This window comes from Epibacterium sp. ABV4_022 (assembly GCF_056159345.1).
On the sequence record NZ_JBSWVA010000001.1, the window covers coordinates 2,431,392 to 2,454,240 of the forward strand.

The 22,849-nt window shown below is 62.7% G+C and carries 23 protein-coding genes; 4 read left to right on the forward strand and 19 right to left on the reverse strand.

What is annotated here, in order from left to right; genetic code table 11:
• Position 1 precedes the first annotated feature (1 nt).
• On the reverse strand, positions 2–622 hold the full coding sequence (locus ACXAF5_RS11460) for an NAD(P)-dependent oxidoreductase (protein WP_474946676.1): 621 nt from the start codon (positions 620–622) through the stop codon (positions 2–4).
• Positions 623–727: 105 nt separating this feature from the next.
• Between ACXAF5_RS11460 and ACXAF5_RS11465 the strand changes: the two genes are divergently transcribed.
• Positions 728–1,099, forward strand: coding sequence for a winged helix-turn-helix transcriptional regulator (locus ACXAF5_RS11465; protein ID WP_474946677.1), 372 nt, complete (start codon positions 728–730; stop codon positions 1,097–1,099).
• A gap of 27 nt (positions 1,100–1,126) precedes the next feature.
• Here the strand turns inward: ACXAF5_RS11465 and ACXAF5_RS11470 are convergent, their stop codons facing one another.
• The 9 genes from ACXAF5_RS11470 to yajC form a co-directional block, all read right to left on the reverse strand.
• Entirely contained in the window at positions 1,127–1,663 is a 537-nt protein-coding gene (locus tag ACXAF5_RS11470; RefSeq protein WP_474946678.1) for a DsbE family thiol:disulfide interchange protein, read from the reverse strand.
• On the reverse strand, positions 1,656–1,811 hold the full coding sequence (ccmD, locus tag ACXAF5_RS11475; protein ID WP_474946679.1) for a heme exporter protein CcmD: 156 nt from the start codon (positions 1,809–1,811) through the stop codon (positions 1,656–1,658). Before ccmD ends, ACXAF5_RS11470 begins: the two co-directional genes overlap by 8 nt.
• On the reverse strand, positions 1,804–2,538 hold the full coding sequence (locus ACXAF5_RS11480; RefSeq protein WP_474946680.1) for a heme ABC transporter permease: 735 nt from the start codon (positions 2,536–2,538) through the stop codon (positions 1,804–1,806). The genes ccmD and ACXAF5_RS11480 overlap by 8 nt, the downstream gene beginning before the upstream one ends.
• A 44-nt stretch (positions 2,539–2,582) precedes the next feature.
• Positions 2,583–3,239: a heme exporter protein CcmB gene (gene ccmB / locus ACXAF5_RS11485; protein ID WP_065323645.1), complete on the reverse strand. Its 657-nt coding sequence runs from the start codon at positions 3,237–3,239 to the stop codon at positions 2,583–2,585.
• Positions 3,236–3,850, reverse strand: a complete 615-nt coding sequence (gene ccmA / locus ACXAF5_RS11490; RefSeq protein ID WP_474946681.1) for a heme ABC exporter ATP-binding protein CcmA — start codon at positions 3,848–3,850, stop codon at positions 3,236–3,238. The genes ccmB and ccmA overlap by 4 nt, the downstream gene beginning before the upstream one ends.
• Positions 3,851–3,937: 87 nt before the next feature.
• Positions 3,938–4,291: an Mth938-like domain-containing protein gene (locus ACXAF5_RS11495; protein ID WP_474946682.1), complete on the reverse strand. Its 354-nt coding sequence runs from the start codon at positions 4,289–4,291 to the stop codon at positions 3,938–3,940.
• Between the two features lie 188 nt (positions 4,292–4,479).
• On the reverse strand, positions 4,480–5,448 hold the full coding sequence (secF, locus tag ACXAF5_RS11500) for a protein translocase subunit SecF (RefSeq protein WP_239319592.1): 969 nt from the start codon (positions 5,446–5,448) through the stop codon (positions 4,480–4,482).
• Between the two features lie 3 nt (positions 5,449–5,451).
• Complete coding sequence (secD, locus tag ACXAF5_RS11505) at positions 5,452–7,116, reverse strand: protein translocase subunit SecD (protein WP_474946683.1); 1,665 nt, start codon at positions 7,114–7,116, stop codon at positions 5,452–5,454.
• Positions 7,117–7,150: 34 nt separating this feature from the next.
• Positions 7,151–7,435, reverse strand: coding sequence for a preprotein translocase subunit YajC (gene yajC / locus ACXAF5_RS11510; protein WP_239319588.1), 285 nt, complete (start codon positions 7,433–7,435; stop codon positions 7,151–7,153).
• Positions 7,436–7,690: 255 nt separating this feature from the next.
• Between yajC and serS the strand changes: the two genes are divergently transcribed.
• On the forward strand, positions 7,691–8,983 hold the full coding sequence (gene serS / locus ACXAF5_RS11515; protein ID WP_474946684.1) for a serine--tRNA ligase: 1,293 nt from the start codon (positions 7,691–7,693) through the stop codon (positions 8,981–8,983).
• A gap of 104 nt (positions 8,984–9,087) precedes the next feature.
• On the opposite strand, the gene ACXAF5_RS11520 is transcribed toward serS, so the two are convergent.
• The 6 genes from ACXAF5_RS11520 to ACXAF5_RS11545 all read right to left on the reverse strand — a co-directional run bounded on the left by ACXAF5_RS11520 (position 9,088) and on the right by ACXAF5_RS11545 (position 15,510).
• Complete coding sequence (locus ACXAF5_RS11520; protein ID WP_474946685.1) at positions 9,088–9,768, reverse strand: helix-hairpin-helix domain-containing protein; 681 nt, start codon at positions 9,766–9,768, stop codon at positions 9,088–9,090.
• A gap of 110 nt (positions 9,769–9,878) precedes the next feature.
• Positions 9,879–10,832 (reverse strand): fatty acid desaturase, encoded by a 954-nt coding sequence (locus ACXAF5_RS11525; RefSeq protein WP_474946686.1) that lies wholly within the window; start codon positions 10,830–10,832, stop codon positions 9,879–9,881.
• 172 nt (positions 10,833–11,004) lie between these two features.
• Positions 11,005–11,655, reverse strand: a complete 651-nt coding sequence (locus ACXAF5_RS11530; RefSeq protein WP_474946687.1) for a MarC family protein — start codon at positions 11,653–11,655, stop codon at positions 11,005–11,007.
• A 40-nt stretch (positions 11,656–11,695) separates the two neighbouring features.
• Positions 11,696–13,174 (reverse strand): ribosome biogenesis GTPase Der, encoded by a 1,479-nt coding sequence (gene der / locus ACXAF5_RS11535; RefSeq protein WP_474946688.1) that lies wholly within the window; start codon positions 13,172–13,174, stop codon positions 11,696–11,698.
• A 268-nt stretch (positions 13,175–13,442) separates the two neighbouring features.
• Complete coding sequence (locus ACXAF5_RS11540) at positions 13,443–14,765, reverse strand: PQQ-like beta-propeller repeat protein (protein WP_474946689.1); 1,323 nt, start codon at positions 14,763–14,765, stop codon at positions 13,443–13,445.
• A gap of 70 nt (positions 14,766–14,835) precedes the next feature.
• Positions 14,836–15,510 (reverse strand): hypothetical protein, encoded by a 675-nt coding sequence (locus ACXAF5_RS11545; protein ID WP_474946690.1) that lies wholly within the window; start codon positions 15,508–15,510, stop codon positions 14,836–14,838.
• A 353-nt stretch (positions 15,511–15,863) separates the two neighbouring features.
• Between ACXAF5_RS11545 and ACXAF5_RS11550 the strand changes: the two genes are divergently transcribed.
• Positions 15,864–17,129, forward strand: a complete 1,266-nt coding sequence (locus tag ACXAF5_RS11550) for an efflux RND transporter periplasmic adaptor subunit (protein ID WP_474946691.1) — start codon at positions 15,864–15,866, stop codon at positions 17,127–17,129.
• Positions 17,126–20,905 (forward strand): efflux RND transporter permease subunit, encoded by a 3,780-nt coding sequence (locus ACXAF5_RS11555; RefSeq protein ID WP_474946692.1) that lies wholly within the window; start codon positions 17,126–17,128, stop codon positions 20,903–20,905. Before ACXAF5_RS11550 ends, ACXAF5_RS11555 begins: the two co-directional genes overlap by 4 nt.
• Before the next feature lie 109 nt (positions 20,906–21,014).
• On the opposite strand, the gene ACXAF5_RS11560 is transcribed toward ACXAF5_RS11555, so the two are convergent.
• The 3 genes from ACXAF5_RS11560 to ACXAF5_RS11570 all read right to left on the reverse strand — a co-directional run bounded on the left by ACXAF5_RS11560 (position 21,015) and on the right by ACXAF5_RS11570 (position 22,848).
• Positions 21,015–21,488 (reverse strand): hypothetical protein, encoded by a 474-nt coding sequence (locus tag ACXAF5_RS11560; protein ID WP_474946693.1) that lies wholly within the window; start codon positions 21,486–21,488, stop codon positions 21,015–21,017.
• A 405-nt stretch (positions 21,489–21,893) separates the two neighbouring features.
• On the reverse strand, positions 21,894–22,139 hold the full coding sequence (locus ACXAF5_RS11565; protein WP_239319561.1) for an EF-hand domain-containing protein: 246 nt from the start codon (positions 22,137–22,139) through the stop codon (positions 21,894–21,896).
• Positions 22,140–22,518: 379 nt separating this feature from the next.
• Positions 22,519–22,848: a hypothetical protein gene (locus ACXAF5_RS11570; RefSeq protein ID WP_239319558.1), complete on the reverse strand. Its 330-nt coding sequence runs from the start codon at positions 22,846–22,848 to the stop codon at positions 22,519–22,521.
• Position 22,849 lies beyond the last annotated feature (1 nt).

Sequence of the window (22,849 nt, forward strand, 5' to 3'; positions counted from 1 at the left end):
GTCAGTACGCCGCGTGAAAGATCTGGCGGCTGTGCTGCGGGGTTTCGACCTCATCCAGCAGGGCCACGGCATAATCCTCTGCCGAAATGCGGCTGTTGCCCTCTTCGTCCGTCATGAACTGACGGCCACCAAGACGGAACGTGCCGGTGCGTTCACCGGGTTCGATCAGCCCTGCCGGTGCCATCACCGTATAATTCAGATCGCTGGCGGCGATCTTTTCATAGGCCTGGCGCATGCCCTGCGCTTCGCTGCGGTAGGCCTCCGGCACCACATCCGCCACCGGGCTGCCGTCGGGCAGGTTGAGCGATCCGGCTCCGCCCACGACCACGACGCGGTTCTGCCCCAGCGCCGCAATCAGAGCATCCGCATAGGCGTTGGATTCCGCGATCGCATCGCCGGTGCTGCGCGGGCTGACGGCGGTGATGGTCACATCCGCAGCCTCTGCCTGCGCCGCAAGCGCCGCGGTATCATCGAGCGCCACCTGCACGGCGGTGACACCGTCCCGGAGGGCTGACCGCTCTTGGCTGCGGCTGCCAATGGTGACATCGTGTCCGCGCGACAGGGCTTCGGTTACGATCCGGCTGCCGATCATGCCGGTGCCGCCTAGAACAAAGAGCTTCATCTGGTCTCTCCAAATTGATAGTTACTGATGAGAACTACCTAAGTGCAGAGAACCGCGCCCGGAATACGCATGTTTTGGGCACATAGTTACCTGAAAGGAACCGCCATGGGACGTCGTCGCGCTGTGGACTACGATTGCGCCGTCCGGGATGTGCTGGACCGCATCGGAGATGCATGGTCCGTTCTGGTCATCCTTGAACTGTCCAAAGGCCCGTGTCGTTTCAATGCCTTGCGCAGGGTCATTGATGCGATCTCGCAACGTATGCTGTCGGTGACGCTGCGCAATCTGGAACGCGACGGGCTGGTCGCGCGTCAGGTTCTGGACCTGTCCCCGCCGCAGGTGGAATACAGCCTGACCGCGCGCGGCCACTCCCTGCACGCCGCCATTGGCCAGTTGGCGCAATGGGCCGAACACAATCAGCCGGGCATCCGCAATTCGCGCGCCTCTTATGACGCACGTGAGTCTGTGACCTCTTGATTTCGAACTGTGAAGGAGAGGCCGCGCCTATTGCGCCGCCTTTTCCATCGCCGGGCGAATGGTCTCTTCCAGTACCCGGCTGGTGATCGGCCCGGCAAAGCGCAGCACGATGGTGCCCTCGCCGTCGATCACATAGGTTTCCGGCACGCCGTACAACCCCCAGTCCAGCGCCATACGGCCCTGCTCGTCCCGGCCGACTGCAGTGTACGGATCGCCCAGTTCCTCAAGGAAGCTTTGCGCGTTGCCCAGTTGATCCTTGTAGTTCACGCCATAGATCGGCACGCCCTCTTCCGAGAGCGCCGTGAGGCTGGGGTGTTCGGCACGGCAAGGACCACACCAGCTGGCCCAATAATTCACCAGCTTGACCTCACCATCGCGCAGTGTGGCATCGTCAAAATTCTCTTTGCCGGGGAACGCGCTCAGCGCCACTGGCGGGGCCGCTTTGCCTTCGCGCGCCGAGGGCAGGCTTTCGGGGTCTTCACGGCCCATCCCCACGAGGGCGAGGCCCACAAAGGCTGCAAACACCACGACAGGAATAGCCATCATCGGCGAGATTTTAGTCATTGCGGCGCATCCTTTCCTCAACCTGTTTCAAGTCTGCCCGCACCTTTGCGCCGCGCATCAAGGTCATCACCAAGAGCGCCAGCAACAGCAGCAGCGACACCCCATAAGCGGACAGCACGGTGTCGGCATATTTCCCCAGATCAGGCATCCATCATCCTTTCCCGCGCGATCAGTGCAGACATCCGGCGCGCACGGATTTCGGTGCCGGTGCGATAGAGCACCAGCGCAACAAACAACAAGCCGAACCCGGCCATGCAGGCATATAGCGGGAAGGCAAAAACATCCGCGACATTCTCTTCCTTATCAAGCGACAGCGATGCCCCCTGATGCAGGCCCTGGTTCCAGAAATTCACCGCATAACGCGACAGGACTGCAAAAACCGACCCCACCAGGCAGAGGATCGAGGTCAGATCCGCGGCGGTATCGGGATTATCAATCGCCTCCCAAAGCGCGATATAGCCAAGGTAGAACAGGAACAGCACGAGGAACGAGGTAAGTCGCGGATCCCACGCCCACCAGGTGCCCCACATCGGCTGGCCCCAGATCGCGCCGGTGATCAGCGCAATCAGCGTCATCACCACGCCCACGGGCGCAGCGGCCTTGGCGGCCAGCGCGCTCACATGATGGCGGCGGATCACCCAGATCAGCGAGGCCACCAGCATCATGAACCATGCATTGATCGCCATCAGCGCGGCGGGCACATGCAGGTAGATGATCTTGACGGTAGAGCCCTGCCGGTAATCATCCGGCGTGAAGAAGAACCCCCAGATCAACCCACCTACAATACAGGCGCCCGCTGCCACCCAGAGGGCAGGCAACACGCGCGCGCTGGTGCGCAGGAACTTCTTCGGATTGGCATATTCCCAGATCGACATGGTGGCTATCTAGCTCTTGTTTCCGGTCATCACAATCACCGCCATCAGCGCAAATTGACGCGCAGCACCGCAGCGGAGGCAAAGGGCAAAAGGGCGATGGTGCCAAGGGTAATCCCGGCCAACATCAACAGGGGTGTTTCCACGCTCATACCTGAGGCTCCCCGGCGGGCCACTTCGGCACCAAAAATCAAGGTCGGCACATAAAGCGGCATCACCAGAAGCGACAGAAGCAAGCCGCCACGTTTCAGCCCCACGGTCAGCGCCGCGCCAAAGGTGCCAACCACCGACAGGGCCGGGGTGCCAATCAAAAGCGACAGCGTGATCCAGAGATATCCGCCAGCAGGCAGGTTCAACAACACCCCCAGCACAGGCGCGGCCAGAACCAGCGGCAGCCCGGTGGTCAGCCAATGCGCCAAGGCCTTGATGCTCAGCACGCCTTCGAGCGGCAGGGGGGCCGTGGCCAGCAAATCGAGTGAGCCATCCTCCCAATCCAGTGCCAGGAGGCGATCCAGTGACAACAGGCACGCCAACAAGGCTCCGAGCCACAGGATCCCCGGCGCAATCAGCGACAGCGTGTCGGAGTTCGGCCCGACCGAGAACGGCACCATCACCGTCACGATCAAAAAGAACGCAAGACCCAAGCCAAAGCCGCCCCCGGCGCGAAAGGCCAGCCGCAAATCCCGAACCAGCAGCGCGATCACAAGAAGCCCCCCGCGTCATCCGCATCAAAGGCCGGAAGCTTTGCCTTGAACGGCGCAAGGTCTAGAACACGGCCCTCGATCCCGAGGTCGATATGGGTCGCCATGATCGCCGCTCCGCCCGCCCCCAGATGGGTGCGAATACTCGAGGCAAACAGCTGAACGGAGGCTGCATCCAAACTGACGGTGGGTTCATCCAAAATCCAGAGCCGCCGCCCCGTGACCATCAGCCGCGCCAGGGACAGGCGGCGCTTTTGCCCCGCCGACAGCCCCCCGGCCGGACGGTCCCGCAACGCGGCCAGATCAAAAGCCCTAATCGCAGCGTCAGGGTCGCCGCCCCCAAACACCCGCGCCCAGAAGGCGAGGTTTTCATCCACCGTCAATGTGAGTTTCAATCCATCCGCATGGGCTGCATAGGCGATGTCCTCGCTGTCTCCAAGGATCTCGCCTGCCAAGGGGGGTTGCAGACCCGCAAGCGTGCGCAACAGCGTGGTCTTGCCAATCCCATTAGGACCGCGCAACACCAGCGCCTCGCCCGGTGAGAGCGCAAATTGCACCCCTGCCAGCACCGGCATCCCGCCGCGGCTTACGCCCAGATCCCTGACCTCAATCATGTTTGTTCCGATGTATTGTTCTTCTGGCCCAACGCCTTATCACGGCTCAGCAAAAGCAGCGATCGCCCCGCACCGCCTTGCGCCAGATCAAACCGGCAGCGCTGCCAGCGCAATGCGGCGGCCTTCGGACAACAGCACATTATAGGTACGGCAGGCAGCAGGAGAGTTCATCACCTCAACCCCCAATCCAGACTCTTCCAGAACCTGACGCAGATCGCCGGGAATATGCGCAATTTCCGCGCCGGTGCCGATGAACAGCACATCCACCTCGCCAACCAACGCCAGCAAGGGCGTCTGATCCGTGAGCCCGCCCCAGCTGGAGGTCCCCTTCGCACCGGTCAGGATGGCGCCGTCCCTGACCTCACCACCGACACGAAAGAAGCCGGGACCATACCCGTCGATCGGAACGGCGTCGGAATAGACCACTTCATTGAGGCGCATGGGAGACTCCTTGCTGAGGTTTACCGAGGTGAATATCACGCCGGCCACGGCGCTGAAACCGGCAAGTGCGGATGCGAGGCTCTGCCTCGCGCTCCGAGGTATTTGGGAAAAGATGAAACCCTCGCATCCCACAGAACGCAAACAGCCGCAGCACGAGGCCGCGGCTGTCTCTGTCGCATGAGGCCCAATCAGGCGTCGATATTGGCGAATTGATTGCCGGTGGTGTCGTTGTTCTTGGTCCAGTCGCGCTTCACACCCAGCCAGAGCAGGATGGTGGAGGCCACGAAGATCGACGAATAGGTCCCGACCACAACGCCCCAGATCATCGCAAAGACAAACCCGCGGATCACGTCGCCGCCCAGAACATAGAGCGAGATCAGCGCCAGCAGCGTTGTCACAGAGGTCATCATGGTCCGGCTCAGGGTCTCGTTGATCGAGATGTTCAGGACCTCGGCCAGCGGCTTTTGCTTGTAGCGACGCAGGTTCTCCCGCACCCGGTCAAACACCACCACGGTATCGTTCAGCGAGTAGCCAACGATGGTCAGAAGGGCCGCGATGATCGCAAGGTCGAACTTGATCTGCAATTCGGAGAAGACACCGATGGTCAGGATCACGTCGTGTACCAGTGCGGCCACAGCACCAAGGGCGAACTGCCATTCGAACCGCAGCCAGATGTAGATCAGCACCGCGCCGATCGCCAGCGCCACCGCAATGACCGCGGTCTGAACCAGCTCTCCCGAGACCTTGGGGCCGACGCTTTCGACCGAGATGAACTTGATCCCGGGCGCAACCGCATCGAGCGCCGCCTGCACATCCGCAATCACGGCGCTGGACAGGGCTTCGCCGTCCTCCTGCGCCTCGATACGGATCATCGCCACGTGCTGGTCTTCGTCAAAGGTCGGGTCGAACACCTCGGTGATGCTGATGTCGCCCAGCTCCAGCGGGGCAATCGCATCGCGGTAGACCCCGATATCGAGATCCTGCGTCGCCTCAGTGCGGATCGTGGTGCCGCCCCGGAAGTCGATGCCGAAGTTCAGCCCTTGCAATGCAAAGGAGGCAAAGCCGATCACCACCATCAATGCAGAGATGCCGAGCCAGACTTTCCACAGCCTGAAGAAATCAAAGGAGGTCCCTTCGGGTACCAGTTTCAAGCGCATCGGTTACACCTCGATGGTTTTGGGACGGCGACGTTCGAACCACATCACGATGATCAGCCGGGTGACGAAAATCGCGGTGAAGACCGAGGTCAGAATGCCGAGGCCAAGGGTAATGGCAAAGCCACGCACCGGGCCGGAGCCCATGGCAAAGAGGATCACGGCGGTGATGAAGGTGGTGATATTGGCATCCACGATCGCCGAGAGCGCCTTGGAATAGCCCTCGTCGATGGCCTTGGCGGGTCCCCGCCCTGCCTTCAGCTCTTCGCGGATCCGTTCAAAGATCAGCACGTTGGCATCCACCGCCATCCCCACCGTCAGAACGATACCGGCAATCCCCGGCAGGGTCAGCGTGCCGCCGATCAGGCTCAGCGCGCCAAAGATCAGGGCGATGTTCAGGATCAGCGCCACATTGGCAAAGACACCAAACATCCCGTAGCTCAGCACCATGAACACCAGCACGCCCGCAAAGGCGACAACCGTGGCCACCTTGCCGGCATCAATGCTGTCCTGGCCAAGCTCCGGGCCGATGGTGCGTTCTTCGAGGAACTGCAACTCCGCCGGCAGCGCACCGGCGCGCAGCAGAACCGCCAGCTGGGTGCTGTCCTCAACGGTGAAGTTGCCGGTGATGATGCCGGAGCCACCGGGGATGTGCGAGCGGATCACCGGGGCGGAGATCACCTCGTCATCGAGCACAATCGCAAAGGGCGCGCCGATGTTCTGGGCGGTATAGTCGCCGAATTTACGCGCGCCGGCGGTGTTGAAGCGGAAGTTGACCGCAGGCTGGCCGTTCTGGTCAAAGGCGGGCTGTGCGTCGACCAGTTCCTCGCCGGTGACCACAGGCGCGGATTCCACCGTGTAGTAGGTGCCCGGCTCGTCGATCGACGGGATCACCTTGTTGCCAATACCGGCAGCCTCGTCGGGGTCAGAACCACGGCTGACCACCGGATTGAAGGTCAGCTGCGCGGTGGTGCCTATAATCTCTTTCAGCTCGGCCGCCGACCCGATGCCCGGCACCTGAATGAGGATCCGGTCGCTGCCCTGACGCTGAATGGTCGGCTCACGGGTGCCGACCTCGTCGATCCGGCGGCGGATGATTTCCAGCGACTGGCGCACGGTACGATCATCGGAGGCGAGTTTTTCCTCGTCGGAGAGCGCGATGGAGATCACATCCCCCTGCCCGCTGACGGTGATGTCGGTGGCCCCCGCCCCGGTGAGCGAGGTCACCGGATTGGCCAGACCGCGCACCAGTTCCAGCGCCCGGTTCATGCCCGCTGCATCCGACAGGCGCAGGCGAATCTGATCCGCTGGGGCCTCGGGGATGCGGCGGAAGGTCCCAATGGTGCCCCGTTCATCCCGCAGGGTGTTGCGGACCTCGGGCCAGAGCGCATCCATCCGTGCGGCATAGACATCGCTGACCTGTACTTCGGCCAGCAGATGTGCGCCGCCGCGCAGGTCGAGACCGAGGTTCACAAGCCCCGAGGGCATCCACTCGGGCCATTGCCCGGCCACGGCCAGACGTTCAGGCGTTTCGCCCTCGACCTCTATCGCGGCCCAGGCGTCATTGGATTGTTCCACACGGGTGTAGAACGCATTGGGCAGGGCAGCCAAAAGGCCGGCCACGCAGACCAGCCAGATGAGCACCCTCTTCCAGGTATCGATTTGCAGCATTACCCTGCCTTTTCAGTAGCGTGCGAGGCGAGGCTCAGGATGCGGGCTCGGTCTTGTTCAGCACCTGCGCGATGGTGGATTTGACCACGCGAACCTTGACACCCTCGGCGATCTCGACCTCGATTTCGCCATCTTCCTTGACCTTGGCCACCTTGCCGATCACGCCGCCCTGGGTGACGACCTGATCGCCACGGCGCAGGGCTTCGACCATATTCTGATGCTGCTTCATCTTCTTCTGCTGCGGACGGATGAGCAGGAAGTACATGATCGCAAAGATCAGGATCAGCGGGATAAACTGGGCGATTGCGCCACCTTCCATGGGGTATTTCCTTCTGTCTTTGGGGGTCGCGTCAGCGCCCGGATTTTGCGTGGAACCTATGCGGTGCATTGGGGCATTGCAAGGCGCGGAGGACGCGATCCGGCGGGCTTTCATCACGCAAAGCACGCTTTTCGCGCCTCAATGCCACAGCTGCGGCTACAAGACCCCCTTGCCGGGCGCTGCCCCCTTCCCCTTCTCCCCCTGCTCGGGCATAGCTAACGGCACTGATTCAAACTGCATCATAGGAGCAGACCCATGCATGACATCCGTGCAATCCGCGAGAACCCGGCCGCATTTGACGCCGCCCTGGCCCGCCGTGGAGAGTCTGCCCTGTCCTCTCAGGTGCTGGAGCTGGACGAGGCCCGTCGCGCCAAGATCCTCGCGGCGGAAACCGCGCAGGCCGATCAGAACAAGGCCGCCAAAGCCATCGGTGCTGCCAAGGCCAAAGGCGATGAGGCGGAGTTCGAACGCCTGCGCGCCGAGGTTGCCGACAAAAAGGCCGAAGTTGCCACCATGCAGGCCGAGGCCAAGGAACTGGACGCCAAGCTCACCGATATGCTGGCGCGCATCCCCAACAGCCCGGCAGAAGACGTGCCCGAGGGCGCGGGTGAGGACGACAATGTCGAGGTGAAGCGCTGGGGCGATTTGCCCGCGTTCGACTTTGAACCCAAGGAGCATTTCGAGATCGCAGGCGTCGCCAAGGCGATGGATTTCGAGACTGCCGCCAAGATCTCCGGCGCGCGTTTTGTGGTGCTCAAAGGGGCCGTGGCCCGCATCCACCGCGCACTGGCGCAGTTCATGGTCGACACCCATGTGGACGACAACGGCCTCACCGAGGTGAACTCGCCCGTATTGGTGCGGGACGAGGCAATGTACGGCACAGACAAGCTGCCGAAATTCGGTGACGACAGCTATCAGACCACCAACGGCTGGTGGCTGGTGCCCACCTCCGAGGTGCCGCTGACCTACTCCGCTGCTGGTGACGTCATCGACGAAAGCGCGCTGCCGATCCGCTATACCGCGCATACGCTGTGTTTCCGGTCGGAAGCCGGATCGGCCGGCAAGGACACCTCCGGCATGCTGCGCCAGCACCAGTTCGAAAAGGTCGAGATGGTGTCGATCGTGCATCCGGACACCTCTGACGATGAGCAAAAGCGCATGTTGGGCTGTGCCGAAGGCATCCTCGAGAAGCTCGGCATCCCCTATCGCACCGTGGTGCTCTGCACCGGCGATATGGGCTTTGGCGCGCGTCGGACATTCGACATCGAGGCCTGGGTGCCTGGCCAGAACACCTATCGCGAGATTTCGTCGGTCTCGACCACCGGTGATTTCCAGGCCCGCCGCATGAATGCCCGGTACAAGCCCGCAGATGGCGGCAAGCCGGCCTATCTGCACACGCTCAACGGGTCCGGCCTTGCGGTCGGGCGTTGCCTCATTGCGGTACTGGAAAACGGCCAGCAGGCCGATGGCTCTGTCACGCTGCCCGCAGCGCTGGCGCCCTATCTCGGCGGCAAGTCGACCCTGACGGCAGAGGGTACACTGGCCTAAGGGCCAGAGGCCCGGCACCCACGCAAACCACACAGAAAAACCGGCGCCCGAGGGTGCCGGTTTTTTTACGAGATGCATAAAGAAAACGACGCCAGACCCTGACGTTACTTGTCTTTCTTGCTCTTCTTGTCTTTCTTCTTTTTCTTCGGATCGGCCTTGTCGGAGAGGATTTTCTTCGCCTTGACCTTTTCCTTGGCGATCTCTTTCTTGGCCTTGTTCTTTTCCTTTTTGGCCTTTGATTTCGCCTTGGCCTTGGCGGCGGCGAATTCGGCCATCAGGGCCTTTGCCTTCTTGGCGGCTTTTGCGGCCTTGGCTTCGGCCTTTGCCGCCTTGGCCTCCGCGGCAAGGCGTGCGGCCTCGGCAGCGGCGACGGCACTGTCGACCCCCTCGCGCCCCTGCTCGGCAGCGGTATCAACCCCGGACTTCACCGTCTCGGCAGCCTCGGTTGCAGCGGTTTTTGCAGCCGCCACGGTTTCCGGTTTCACCGCAGGTGGCCGGACGGTCCGTGGTTTGCGCGGGCTGGCGGGTTTGGCCGCACCGCGCGAGGCGGCGGTGCCGGATTTTGCCGCTGGCGCTGCCTGTGTGTCAGCGGCTGGCGCCCCCCCTCCAAGGAGTTCCCCCGATGCGGCCTTCATCTTGGCAATCCGACTGGACCCGAGCCCGGGTATCTTGCTGAGTTCCGCATCCGAACGGCGCGACAGATCCTCGACAGATTTGATGCCATGATCCTGGAGCAGCTTTGCCAGCGCGGGCCCCACACCGGGGAGTTTCAATATCGGGGTCATAGGTGGGTTCGGCCTCCAAGAAAAAACGTTTCCTTCGGATCAAGAGGTTAGCGGCGTCTTCCCATCATGTCCAACCCATCGTTTGCCCCCGTGTGGAGAACGACGACACGTCAGGTTGGAAACGGCACGAGGCGTTTCTGATCCTCGTCCCACAGTTTCAACCCCAGCGCCCGCAGGGCCTCGATAAACCTGATCCGACGCGGGGCCATGTCCTCGGGCAGATTGTAGTGGCACTGGCGCAGCCGATAACTGGGGATACGAGCGTTGAAATGGTGGATGTCATGCAGGGTGATATTGGCCACGGCAAAATCAAAGAACCAGCCAAAATCCAGACAGGACGACCCCTGCAAGGCGGCCACGCGGGGGTCAAGCTCCGGTCGGCGATCCCAATAGGTGTCCTCGAAATTATGCTGCAGATAGACCAGGAACACGCCGATCATGCCGCCCAGGAAGGAAAACCCAAGCCAGATCAGCAACCCCTCGCTGCCCGCCACCAGATACAGCAGATAGAGCCACGCCACGATGGCCAGATTGTGCAACAGCACCGGCATCACCCCGAATTCGAGCGTATTCTTCGGCCAGCGATAGCGGATGAAATAGGTGAAGGCCGCCCCCAGCGGCACCAGCACAAACGGGTTGCGATAGAGCCGATATTGCAGCCGCTCCCAGAACCCTGCCCGTGCCCATTCCGCCACCGTCATGGTGTGAATTTCACCGGTTTCGCGGTGCTCCAGATTGCCGACATTGGCGTGATGCAGGTTGTGGTTCTGCTTCATCACCTCAAACGGGGCAAAGGTGAAGGGCGACAGCCCGTGTCCGGCCCATTCGTTCTGGGAACGGGTCTCGAACAGCGAATGATGGCCGGTGTCATGTTGCAGCACGTAAAGCCGCACCGCGCAAAAGGCAAAAACGATGCCTGCGGGCCACATGACAAACCACAGATGGGAATAGGAAATCGCCAGATACAGCGTCGTGAAATAGACCGCAAATGTGCCAAAATAGCTCAACGCGGCAAGCCGGTTGTCTTTTTGCGTGTACTGGCGTGTGTAGGCTCTCAGATCCATGTCTGACCCCATAAATACGCTCTGTGACGCCTGCGTGACGGCAGGCTGTGGGTAAAAATTCACCCTGCTCAGTTAATATGTATACGCTCTAAGACAAGAGGTCGCAGCGGAAAAATGCCCGCCGCGCAGGTGTTTGCCACACAGGCACACGCCAAAGTTGCATCGCCTGTGGTCAGACGGGTGCAGCGGACAATGCCAGAACGCCCATCTGTTCGAGCCCCTGCAACACCGCATCCACCGCGACCGTCGCCAGGATCAGCCCCATGACCCGGCTGATGACGCTCACCCCGGTCTGACCGATCCAGCGCTGGATCTTGCTGGCCAGCAGAAGCAGCACGAAGGTGACGACCAGGACCAGCGCCAGAACACCGGCGGTCATGGCCTGTTCCACGACACCTGTCGAATGGTTGTCGGTCAGGATCACCACCGCGAGGATCGCCCCGGGAGAGGCGATCGACGGGATCGCGAGCGGGAACACCGCCCCCGACAGGTCTTCGCTCTCGGCTTCCTTGATTTCGCTGGCGGCCTTGGTCTCGCCAAAGATCATGCTGAGCGCAAAGAGGAACAGCACGATGCCGCCGGCAATCTGAAACGCGCCGAGACGCAGCCCGATGCCCTCGAGGATGATCTGACCGAGCACCAGAAACGACCCGAGCACCAGCGCGGACACCAAGACCGCCCGCAGCGCAAAGGACCGGTGCAGCCGCTGCGGCACCGCGGCAGTGGCAAACAGAAAGACGGGAATGCTGCCAACCGGGTCGATCACCACAAAAAGCGTGATGAATTCCCGGATCAGGTCCTGAATGCCAAAGGGCCAGGTCATGTGGCGCGGTCTCCTGTCAGTGGTGCCGCGCCAGCCGGGATCAGCTCTTGCGACCGTCGAGATGTTTACGCAGGCGCGACGGGGTCGCTTTCTTCTTGCCCTTGTAGGGATTCTTGTCGCCCTGCCCCCGCAGGGTCAAGCGGATCGGCGTGCCCGGCATGTCAAAATCATCGCGCAACCCGTTGATCAGATAGCGATTGTAGCTCTCGGGCATCTTGTCGGGGTGCGAACACATCACCACGAATCCGGGCGGTCGGGTCTTGGCCTGCGTCATGTAGCGCAGCTTGATCCGCTTGCCTTGAGGAGCGGGCGGCGGGTGCTGTTCCAGCATGCCCGCAAGCCAACGGTTCAGGGCCGCTGTCGGCACCCGGCGGTTCCAGACATCATGGGCGCGCATGATTGCGTCATGCAGGCGCTCCAGCCCCCGCCCGGTCTTGGCCGACACCGTGATCAGCGGCGCGCCCCGCAATTGCGGCAGCAGCCGCTCGAAGGCTTCCTTGAGCGCCTTGAGCTTGTCCTGCTTCTCGTCCTCGATGTCCCATTTGTTGACCGCGATCACCACCGCACGCCCCTCGCGCGCGGCCAGGTCGGCAATGCGCAGGTCCTGCTGTTCAAACGGGATCGCAGCATCCAGCAGGACCACCACGACCTCGGCAAACTTCACTGCCCGCAGACCGTCCGAGACCGAGAGCTTTTCGATCTTTTCCTGGACCTTGGCCTTCTTGCGCATGCCGGCGGTGTCAAAGATCCGCATGGGCGTTCCGGACCAGTCGATCTTGAGACTGATGGCGTCACGGGTGATCCCGGCCTCTGGTCCGGTCAGCAGTCGGTCTTCGCCGAGGATCTTGTTGATGAGGGTGGACTTGCCCGCGTTGGGGCGCCCCACGACCGCCACCTGAAGCGGTTTTTCCATTGTCGGAACGGGTGTTGCGGCGATCTCTTCACCTGCGTTGAAGTCCGCGTCCGCATCTTCGTCCAACAGGACATCCGTGAGGGGGGCGGTCTCTTCGGCGAGTTTCTCGAACCTCTCCGACACCGGCAAGAGTTCCGAATAGAGGTCGTTCATGCCTTCGCCATGTTCACCGGACAGACGGATCGGCTCGCCAAGCCCCAGCCCATAGGCCTCCAGCACGCCCGCATCGGCGGCGGAGCCCTCGGATTTGTTCGCGGCCAGGATCACATGCGCCGATTTCTTGCGCAGGATCTCGGCAAAGACCTCATCCGTCGGGGTCACGCCGACGCGCGCATCGATCATGAACAGGCAGACATCCGCCATTTCCACCGCCCGTTCGGTCAAGCGCCGCATGCGGCCCTCGAGACTGTTGTCGGTGGCGTCCTCCAAACCGGCGCTGTCGATCACCGTGAACCGCAGGTCGCCCAGCCGCGCCTCGCCCTCGCGCAGGTCGCGCGTGACACCGGGCTGGTCGTCGACCAGCGCCAGCTTCTTGCCGACAAGACGGTTGAACAAGGTGGACTTGCCCACATTCGGGCGCCCCACAATGGCGAGCGTAAAGGACATGGCTCCGGACTTTCCGTGATTGGTGAACCGCGCGGATACCCTATCTTTGGCCCGCACGCCAGTAAATAAATTCGCGGTCTCCGGAGCCCTGCCTCCCGGATGTCTTCAGGTCTGACAGTCAGAGCGGAGCGCTCCCGCCCCTTTGCAACGCAGCCTGCGGCAACGTCACAAGAAGCGTTGGGCCGGGCGGGCCGCGCCGAAGGCGCGGCCCGCCCCCTCGCGATGCGCAAAGCGCAGCGCAACACCTCACTGTTGCAGCGTCAACAGGTTAGCGAAACGCCGCAAGTTCACCATCAGACGTCACCACGTAGAGCGTGCCGTTGGCGACGACGGGCTCTGTCGAAGCGCCCCCTTTGACCTCGATACTGCGGTTGAGGCTGCCGTCCACCGGATCAAAGAACCGCAAGCGGCCGTCATTGGAGGCCACCACCAGCTGCCCACCCGCCAGGATCGGACCGTGATGCGCCACGATCTCTGCACGCTTGCGCGGCTTGTCCTTGACATAGCCCGGCAGGTCCACTGACCAGATGGCAGTGCCGTCATTGGCCGCAAGACGCATCAACCTGTTGCGATCACTCACGAAAAACACGCTGCCGCCGGCCACCCAGAGGGGGCCGAAGGTGCCTTCGAACGCAGTCCAGAGCCGTTCGCCGGAGTTCACGTCAAAGGCCGCGGTGCGCCCCGAATGGTTGCCCACATAGACACGATTGCCGTCCAGGAAGGGCGCTCCGGTGACATCGCTGATCTGCGAAATCGCGCTGCCGGTGCGCGCGCCGGAGACCGATGCGATCCAGCGGCGGAACCCGCCGCGCCGGAAGGTCCCGATCAGATCGCCGGAGCCAAATGCAAAGACCGAAATCTCCGGCCCGACCACGGGCGCCGGGGCGCCGAGGATGTTCGACGCACTGGGGCTGGCTTCCAACTGCCAGGCAATGCGGCCATCCTTGGTATCAATGACCCAGGCGGTGTCATCACCCGCCACGAGATACAGCAGCCCGTCGCGAATCGTCGGGTTGCCGGATCCGGTGGCGCCCAACTCCTGACGCCAGATCTGCTGGCCGGTCTCCGCATCCAGCGCGGTCAGGATGCCAAACCCGGAGGACACATAAACGACCCCGCCCGCATAGGCGATGCCGCCCCCGGTGGCGTCACCCTCGCCATCGCTGGAGGGCAGGATCGCGCGTTGCCACAGAACCGCACCCGCAGGCGACACTGCGGACACCTGAGAGGAGGCATCCAGCGTGTAGATGCGGCCACCGCCGACGACTGGCGCTGCGGTGATGCGCTGCTTGCGGCTGTCGCCGCTGCCGATGTTGGTGCTCCAGACCAAGGCGGGCGCCGTAGACAGCGCCGCATGGGTGGTCCGGGTTGCCGCCTGCCCCGGGCTCTGGGTCCAGGAGGAATTGTTGACCGCACGCGGCAGGGAAATCGCCCGCGCCTGGTTTTCAACCTCGCCGCTCTGTCCGCCGCGGATATCTTCGCGCGGGCCGCGCAGGATTTCCTCCGGTTCGGCGCACCCCAACAGGAGCGCCGCAATCGCCGTTGCCATTACACTTGCACGGAGGCCAAAGCCACCTGGAGTTGCCGTCATCACCCTGCCCCTGTCATCATTCCTGGGTCATTTCTTCCGGATCTCGTCACCACTCGAACCAGAGCGGCGCTTACCCGTCCCCGTCCTGCGCATCCGCCTCGGGCGATCCGCCGAGAGCCACAATCACTTGAGACACCCGCTCTTGCAAGTCCCGGGACACGCCAACCGAAGCAGAGATCTCCTGCAGACGGGCAAGCGCTGCCGCGGTGTCACCGGCCTCGATGTCCAGCAAGGCCAGCTGTTCGGCTGCCAGATACTGCAAGGTCCCGCCCGGGGCCGCGAGGGCCTCCAGGCGCAGGCGCCGATCCTGTGCCGACATGGTGTCCGCCTGCAGCAGAACCGATTTGAAGGCCGCAATATCGCGATAGACCTGGGGCAGATCCCCGTTGGTGGCGATCCCATCCAGCAGCGCTACGGCCTCTTGCGGGTTTCCGGCGTCGACGCGTGCGGCTGCTTCGGCCATATCGACAACGGCCTGCGCGCCCGCGCTGCCCGCCTCGATCTGCGCCAGACCATCGGCCCGGGCCGCTGCCGCATCCGCCGAGAGGGCCGCCGTCATCGCGTCTCCCACGTCCTGCGCCTGGCTGCGCGCCTGCGCCTGGCTGTATTCGCGCCAAGCGGCGCCGCCCACGATCAGGATCACCACCACCGCGCCGATCCAGCCGTAGCGCTTGAACAGCAGGAACAAACGGTCGCGGCGGACCTCTTCCGTCACCTCATCGATGAAACTGTCGGTATCGCTCATGAAACGGCCTCTGTCCCTGATGCCCCCAAGGGGCGAAATTTCTTCCTGACGATGTGTCATAGCCTGTGCACTCAGACAAGCCAAGTCCTGTGCACAAGAGCACAAAACCTGCCATTTGCCGGTGCGAAACGGCTCAATCAGGGAGAATTTTCACTCATTCGCGTCATTTTGCGTGACAAGAGCAATCTGAACCATTTTGTTTGCCGCCGGGACCGCTTAGACCTGAGCCCGGATCAAGGGCCCCGGCGCACGTGTTTCGGAAAACCATCACACTGTGACCTGCTTCACAGTGTGACGTGGCGAAACGGGGTTATACTCACAAAAACGTGTTCAATCTGGAGACGACGTTTAACATGCGCATTATTCCCCCTCTGACCGCCCTGGTCGTGACCGCAAGCCTTTATGCCGTGGTCATGGAGCGCGACAGCCTGTTGGCCTTCGCCCGCGGCGAGGACACGACGGACATGGAAGCGGCCGACTCCGCGGCCGAGGCGGCGCAGACCGCGCTCGCGGATGCAGGGTCCGGTGATACGGCAGACGGCCCGCCGCAAGTGGCGGTGGTCGCCGTGCACAGCACGGCCCGCGCCATCGACAACGCGGTGGTGCTGCGTGGCCAGACCCGTGCCCTGCGCGAGGTCAACGTCATGGCCGAAACCACCTCGACCGTGATCTCCGATCCGCTGCGCAAGGGGGCGACGGTGGACCGCGGCGATGTGCTGTGTGAACTGGACCCCGGCACCCGCCCGGCCTCGTTGCAGGAGGCGCGCGCGCGCCTCGCCGAAGCCCGCGCCAAGATGCCGGAAGCCGAAGCCCGCCTGGAAGAAGCGCATGCGGTGCTGGAAGAGGCGCGCATCAACCTGACCGCGGCACAGAAGCTTTCGGAAGGGGGCTATGCCTCTGAAACCCGTCTGGCCTCTGCCAAGGCGGCCGAGCGCACCGCACAGGCGGCGATCGCCTCAGCCGAAGGTGGGCTCGAATCCACCCGCGCCGGGATCGAATCCGCCGTGGCCGCCGTCGCCGCCGCGGAAAAGGAAATGGATCGCCTGGTGCTGCACGCGCCGTTCAATGGTATACTCGAATCCGATACCGCCGAGGTCGGCAGCCTGCTGCAGCCCGGCACCCTCTGCGCCACCGTGATCCAGCTCGATACCATCAAGCTGGTGGGATATGTGCCGGAAACCGCGATCAACCGGGTCTCGCTGGGCGCGCGGGCCGGTGCGCGGCTGGCAACCGGCCAGCAGGTCACCGGCGAGGTGTCCTTCATCAGCCGCTCCGCGGATGAAACCACCCGCACCTTCGAGGTGGAGGTCACCGTGCCCAACCCCGACCTGAGCATTCGCGATGGCCAGACCGCAGAAATCGCCATCGCCGCCGAAGGCGCCAAGGCACATCAATTGCCGCAATCGGCGCTGACACTGAACAACGAGGGGCAACTGGGCGTGCGCGTGGTGCGCGCAGATCGCACGGCCGGTTTTGTTCCGGTGACGCTGTTACGGGATGAGGCCGCCGGCGTCTGGCTCGACGGGCTGCCGGAACAGGCGGACGTGATTGTTGTCGGACAGGATTTTGTCACCGAAGGGGTGGCCCTGAACCCAACGTACCGGGAGGCAAGTGAATGATCGGCGTCGTCAACTGGGCTGCAGATCGTGCCAGGATGGTCCTGGCCTTTATCGCGATTTCCCTCCTGGTCGGGGGCTTTGCCTATGTCAGCCTGCCCAAGGAAGGCGAGCCCGACATTGAAATCCCCGCCCTGTTCATTTCGGTGCCCTTCCCCGGCATTTCCGCCGAGGATTCGGAGACGCTGCTGGTCAAGGTGATGGAAACCGAACTGGCGGATCTGGACGGGCTGGACAAGATGTCGGCCACCGCGGCCGAAGGCTATGCCGGCGTCGCACTGGAATTCGAATTCGGCTGGGACAAGACCGCTGTCATGGCCGACGTCCGCGACGCGATGGATGCCGCCGAGGCGGAGTTTCCCGAGGGCGCCGAGAAATACGCCATCCACGAGATCAACTTTTCCGAATTTCCGATCGTCATCGTGAACATGTCGGGTCCGGTGCCCGAACGCACCATGGCCCGGCTGGCCAAGGATTTGCAGGACGACATCGAAGCGCTGGATGCGGTGCTTGAGGCCGGAATCGCGGGCAATCGCGACGAAATGGTCGAGGTGCTGATCGACCCGCTCAAGCTTGAATCCTACAATGTCACCGCGGTCGAGCTGATCTCGGTGGTGCAGAACAACAACCAGCTGATCGCCGCCGGTGAAGTGGAGAGCGATCAGGGCACTTTCTCGGTGAAGATCCCGTCTTCCTTTGACAGCGTCGAGGACATTTATGGCCTGCCGGTCAAGACCAACGGCGACCGGGTGGTGACCCTTGGGGAACTGGCGCAGATCAATTTCACCTTCGAGGATCGCCAGGGCACCGCGCGGTTCAACGGCAATGAGACCGTCGCCCTGCAGATCGTCAAGCGCAAGGGCTTCAACCTGATCGATACCGTCGATCTGGTAAAGGAAACCCTGGCCGAAGCGCAGGCCAAATGGCCGCCGGAGTTGCAGGCGGCGATCGAGATCGGCACCTCCAACGACCAGAGCCGGGTTGTCGGCTCCATGGTAAGCCAGCTTGAAGGGTCGGTTCTGACCGCGGTGGCGCTGGTGATGATCGTCGTGCTTGCGGCGCTTGGCAGCCGGGCTGCGTTGCTGGTGGGCTTTGCCATTCCGACCTCGTTCCTGCTGTGCTTTGCCTTCCTGGCGCTGATGGGCATTTCGATTTCCAACATCGTCATGTTCGGCCTGATCCTCGCAGTGGGGATGCTGGTCGACGGCGCCATCGTGGTGGTGGAATATGCCGACAAGCGCATTTCCGAAGGCACCGGCCCGATGCACGCCTATGTGGAGGCGGCGCAGCGCATGTTCTGGCCGGTGGTTTCTTCCACCGCGACGACGCTTTGTGCTTTCTTGCCGATGCTGTTCTGGCCCGGGGTGCCGGGCGAGTTCATGGGCATGCTGCCGGTGACGCTGATCTTCGTTCTGTCGGCATCTCTGGTGGTTGCGCTGATCTACCTGCCGGTAATGGGCGGTGTGACGGGCCGCATGAGCCGCGCCTTTGGCAACGCCTCTGACGCGCTGCGCCACCATCTGCCCTGGGTGGTCCGGGCCGCACTGGTGCCGCTGGCGATCTGGGGCATGTTCGTGGGGGCGATGCAGCTTCTGAACCCGGCCTATCTGTTTGCAAATGGCGCGGGCCTGTTTGCCACGCTTGTGGGGGTCGCGATCTTTTTGCTGTCCGCCGTCGCCGCCTCTGTCACCCTCGGGGCGGCGGAGTTGCAACATCGCGAGCGCCGGGTCGAGGCCGGCCATCGCCTTGGCGGATTTGGCTGGTTCATCAAGCTGATCGTCGGCAACCCGGTCATGCCGGTGGTGACGCTTGTGGTCGTGGGCTTTGGCATCATGACGGTGTTTGGCTTGTTCCAGACCAACAACCACGGCGTCGAGTTCTTTGTCGAAAGCGAACCGGAGCAGGCCACCGCCTATGTCCGGGCGCGCGGCAACCTGTCGCTGCATGAAAAGGACGAAATGGTCCGCGCCACCGAAGACATGATCATGCGCCATCCGGCGGTCATCAATGTCTTCTCCTTTGCCGGTGAGGGCGGTCTGAACACCGATGCCTCCGGCGCGAGCACGCCGCCCGACACCATCGGCCAGGTCCAGTTCGAGATCATCCCCTGGGAGGATCGCCCGACAAAAACCGAGCCGGTCTTTGGGGGCTTGTTCGAGCGGGAAGTCACCGCGGATGAATTCGATGGCGACACGGTGCTCGAAGAGCTGACCGGCCTGACCGACACGCTGCCGGGCTTTGAGGTGGAGATCAAGGCGCTCGAGGGCGGGCCGGCCTCCGGCAAACCGGTTCACCTGCGCATCAAGGGTGACGACTGGGAACCGCTGCGCGCCGCCACCGATACCGCCCGCACCAAGTTCGAGGACACGCCGGGGCTGACCCTCATCGAGGACAGCCTGCCCCTGCCCGGGATCGACTGGGAAATCGACGTGGATGTGGCCAAGGCCGGCCGCTACGGTGCCGATGTGGCAACGGTGGGAGCCATGGTGCAGCTGGTCACCCGCGGCATCCTGCTAGACACCATGCGCGTCGACAGTTCCGACGAGGAAATCGAAATCCGCCTGCGCCTACCGGAGCAGCAGCGGGTGCTGTCGACCCTCGATACGCTGAAGCTGCGCACCGAGGAAGGGCTGGTGCCGCTGTCCAACTTCGTGACCCGAAAACCGGTTCCGAAACTGGCCGAGATTTCGCGCGTCGAACAGCAACGGTATTTCGATGTGAAGGCGGATGTGGAACCGGGCCTGAACCGGATCATGGGCACGGATGCCGATGGGGCGCCCTATTCTCTGGCGGTGGTCAAACAGGTGACAGAGGGGCAAACCGCCTCTGACCAGGCCATCACCCTGCCAAGCGGTGCCAAGGCGAAGATCCAGTCCCTGACCGGCGCTGCATCCTCTGACGCGCTGCGCGAAGCGATTGCGGACGACGAGACCAGCGTCGTTCCGATCAACTCCAACGAACGGATTGCGGAGCTGACCAAATGGCTGGAAACCGAGCCCTTTGACGCCTCCATCGACTGGGAGTGGACCGGCGATCAGGAGGAACAGGAGGAATCCGGTGCCTTCCTGATGCGGGCCTTTGCCGGGGCGCTTGGACTGATGTTCGTGATCCTGCTGGCGCAGTTCAACAGTTTCTACAACTCGGTTCTGGTGCTGCTGGCGGTGGTGCTGTCCACCACCGGGGTGCTGATCGGGATGATGGTGATGCAGCAGCCTTTCTCCATCATCATGACCGGCACCGGCATCGTGGCGCTGGCGGGGATTGTGGTGAACAACAATATCGTTCTGATTGATACCTATCAGGAATTCAGCCAGCACATGCCCCGGATCGAGGCCATCATCCGCACTGCGGAGGCCCGCATCCGGCCGGTTCTGCTGACCACGATCACCACCATGGCCGGTCTTGCACCGATGATGTTCGGGGTCAGCCTGGACTTCTTTGGCGGCGGCTACTCGATCGACAGCCCCACCGCCCTGTGGTGGAAACAGCTGGCCACTGCCGTGGTGTTTGGTCTGGGTGTGGCGACGGTTCTGACACTGGTCGTGACCCCCTCCCTGCTGGCGCTGCGGATCTGGTTCAGCACCTATATGGCCGCCCTCGGCCGTCTTGTCGCCCGCGTGACGGGTGGACAGGGCAGCCGTGTGGCCCGGGATACGGTGCTGAGCCGCAAGGCACGCCACCTGCCGATGACCGAGGTGCAATGGACTGACGATGAACCGCAGGAGGCAACAGAAGCGCCGTCCGCGGCGGGGTCAGCCTCCTTGAAGGCTGCCGAATAGCGGCGCGTCAGCGTAGAGCGAAAAGGAAGGGCCTCTCCCGCGATGGGAGAGGCCCTCTTCATTTGGCAGCAGCGACACCTCTGTCGAGGGGCTGCTGACGCAAACGATGTTACCCGTTGTTGTAGGACTGGCCTTCGGCGGTATTGCCGATACCCGGTTCCAGAACGTCGGACAGCTCGGCCTGGTCGATTTCTTCCATGTCCGCAACGCCGTCCTTGTTCACGTCCACTTCCTCAAAAACCTTCTTGGTCAGGGACGGATAGTCTTCCTTCAGCTCGGAGAAGGTCAGCGAGCCGGCTTCGTCCACACCATTCGGCGTCGGATCATAGTTGCCGTCGGAGGAGGAGTGCGTGACTGCCATCTCCTCGTCCAGCACACCGGATTGCTCGGCCTCATCGATCTCGGCCATGTCGGCCACACCGTCCTTGTTCACGTCGACCTGCTCAAACACCTTACGGTCGAGCGTGGGATAGACGTCCTTCAGCTCGTCGAAGGTTTGCGAACCGGCGCCGGAAACATCAGCCATTGCCGGGGCGGCAATCAGGGCGGAAAGGGCGGCGGTGGTCAGCGCAAAGCGTTTCATAATGTTGTCCTCCTTTTCAGGATCGCAGTGTATTTTGGAGGTCTTGTGCCTCCGTGACATCCGACCAACACGCCACAGCCAAAGATGTTCCTGCCAGTCTCGTTTCTGTGAAAAAAATGTAAGAAACCACCGGCTATCCCCCTGCGGAACAAGTAAAAAGACCCCGCCGATGGGCGGGGCCTTTCATGTGCCGCAACCTGGAACACAGGCGCAGTCTCTTGGGGGAAGAGAGGGTCAGACGGTCCGGCGGGGGCGCGGAACCGTGGCGCGTGCCAGGAAGAACAGCACATGCCTGTGGCAGGATCCCGAACCCGGAACAGGCGCAAAACAGACGCGCACGGGGGCTGCCACAGGGAGGCGTGCCCAGGGGCCCATCCGGGCGACCCTGGGCGACAGCCATTCGGGTTAGCCGTTGGTGACGAGGATGCCAGCTTCCTGCGCGGCTGCGACCTCTTCCATGTCCGCCTCGCCATCGGCGTTCACGTCGATCTGAGCAAAGGTCTCTTCGGTGAGCGCCGGATAGGCGATCTGAAGCTCTTCCAGCGACAGGGTGCCATTGCCATCCGCATCCACTTCGGGCGCGAAGTTGCTGGCCAGAACGGGGGCTGCGGCGATTGCGGCAACGGCGGCGGTCAGGGCAAAAGTCTTCATCGTTATACTCCACTCTTTGGTTTGTTTCGGTCACCGGCAGTTCAGCGCCTCGTGACATGATGGAAGGTAGAGAGCCCCCTCCACCGCCGCCAGAGCGATCCGGCCCGCCCCCGTTTTCGGGCGGTGTTCGGCCTGATTTTTCGTTTCACATCGGCGACTTAACGCATAGGCACCGGCACTGCACATATCGCCGCCGACCCCCGGGGCCGAAACGGGCGGCGCGCCGCGCAAATTCGCTCAAAAGAGGAAAAGCCACCCCGGCCGGGAACAAAATCAAAACCGGGGCAAAGCAAAAAAAGAGGCGACACCACCCGGTGCCGCCGTCGAATTTCTATCTTCATCACGATCTGCCACGCCAGCTGATCTGGCAACGGCAGTGTCAGTCGTAAAAGGTGTAGCCCCCCAGCGCGCAGAGATCGAGGCCGAAGTCCTCCAGCACCGCGCCATCGGAGAAGATACCGCGAATGTCGTAAACACAGGTGGACTGGCCATCCGCAATCACGACGTCGATTTCGTATCCCGGTTGCAGATAGCCCCCGGCCAGCAGGTTCTCTTCCCAGGACGCGGATTCCGCGACGGACACGTTGAATTCGACCAGATCGGCGCTGCTTTCGTTGCTCAGCAGAAAATCGAGATCCTCCGCGTGCGACACGGTGGCCGCAGCGCTCAGGACAAGGGCCATCAGGGCCTGTTTCAGTCGTTGGGTCATC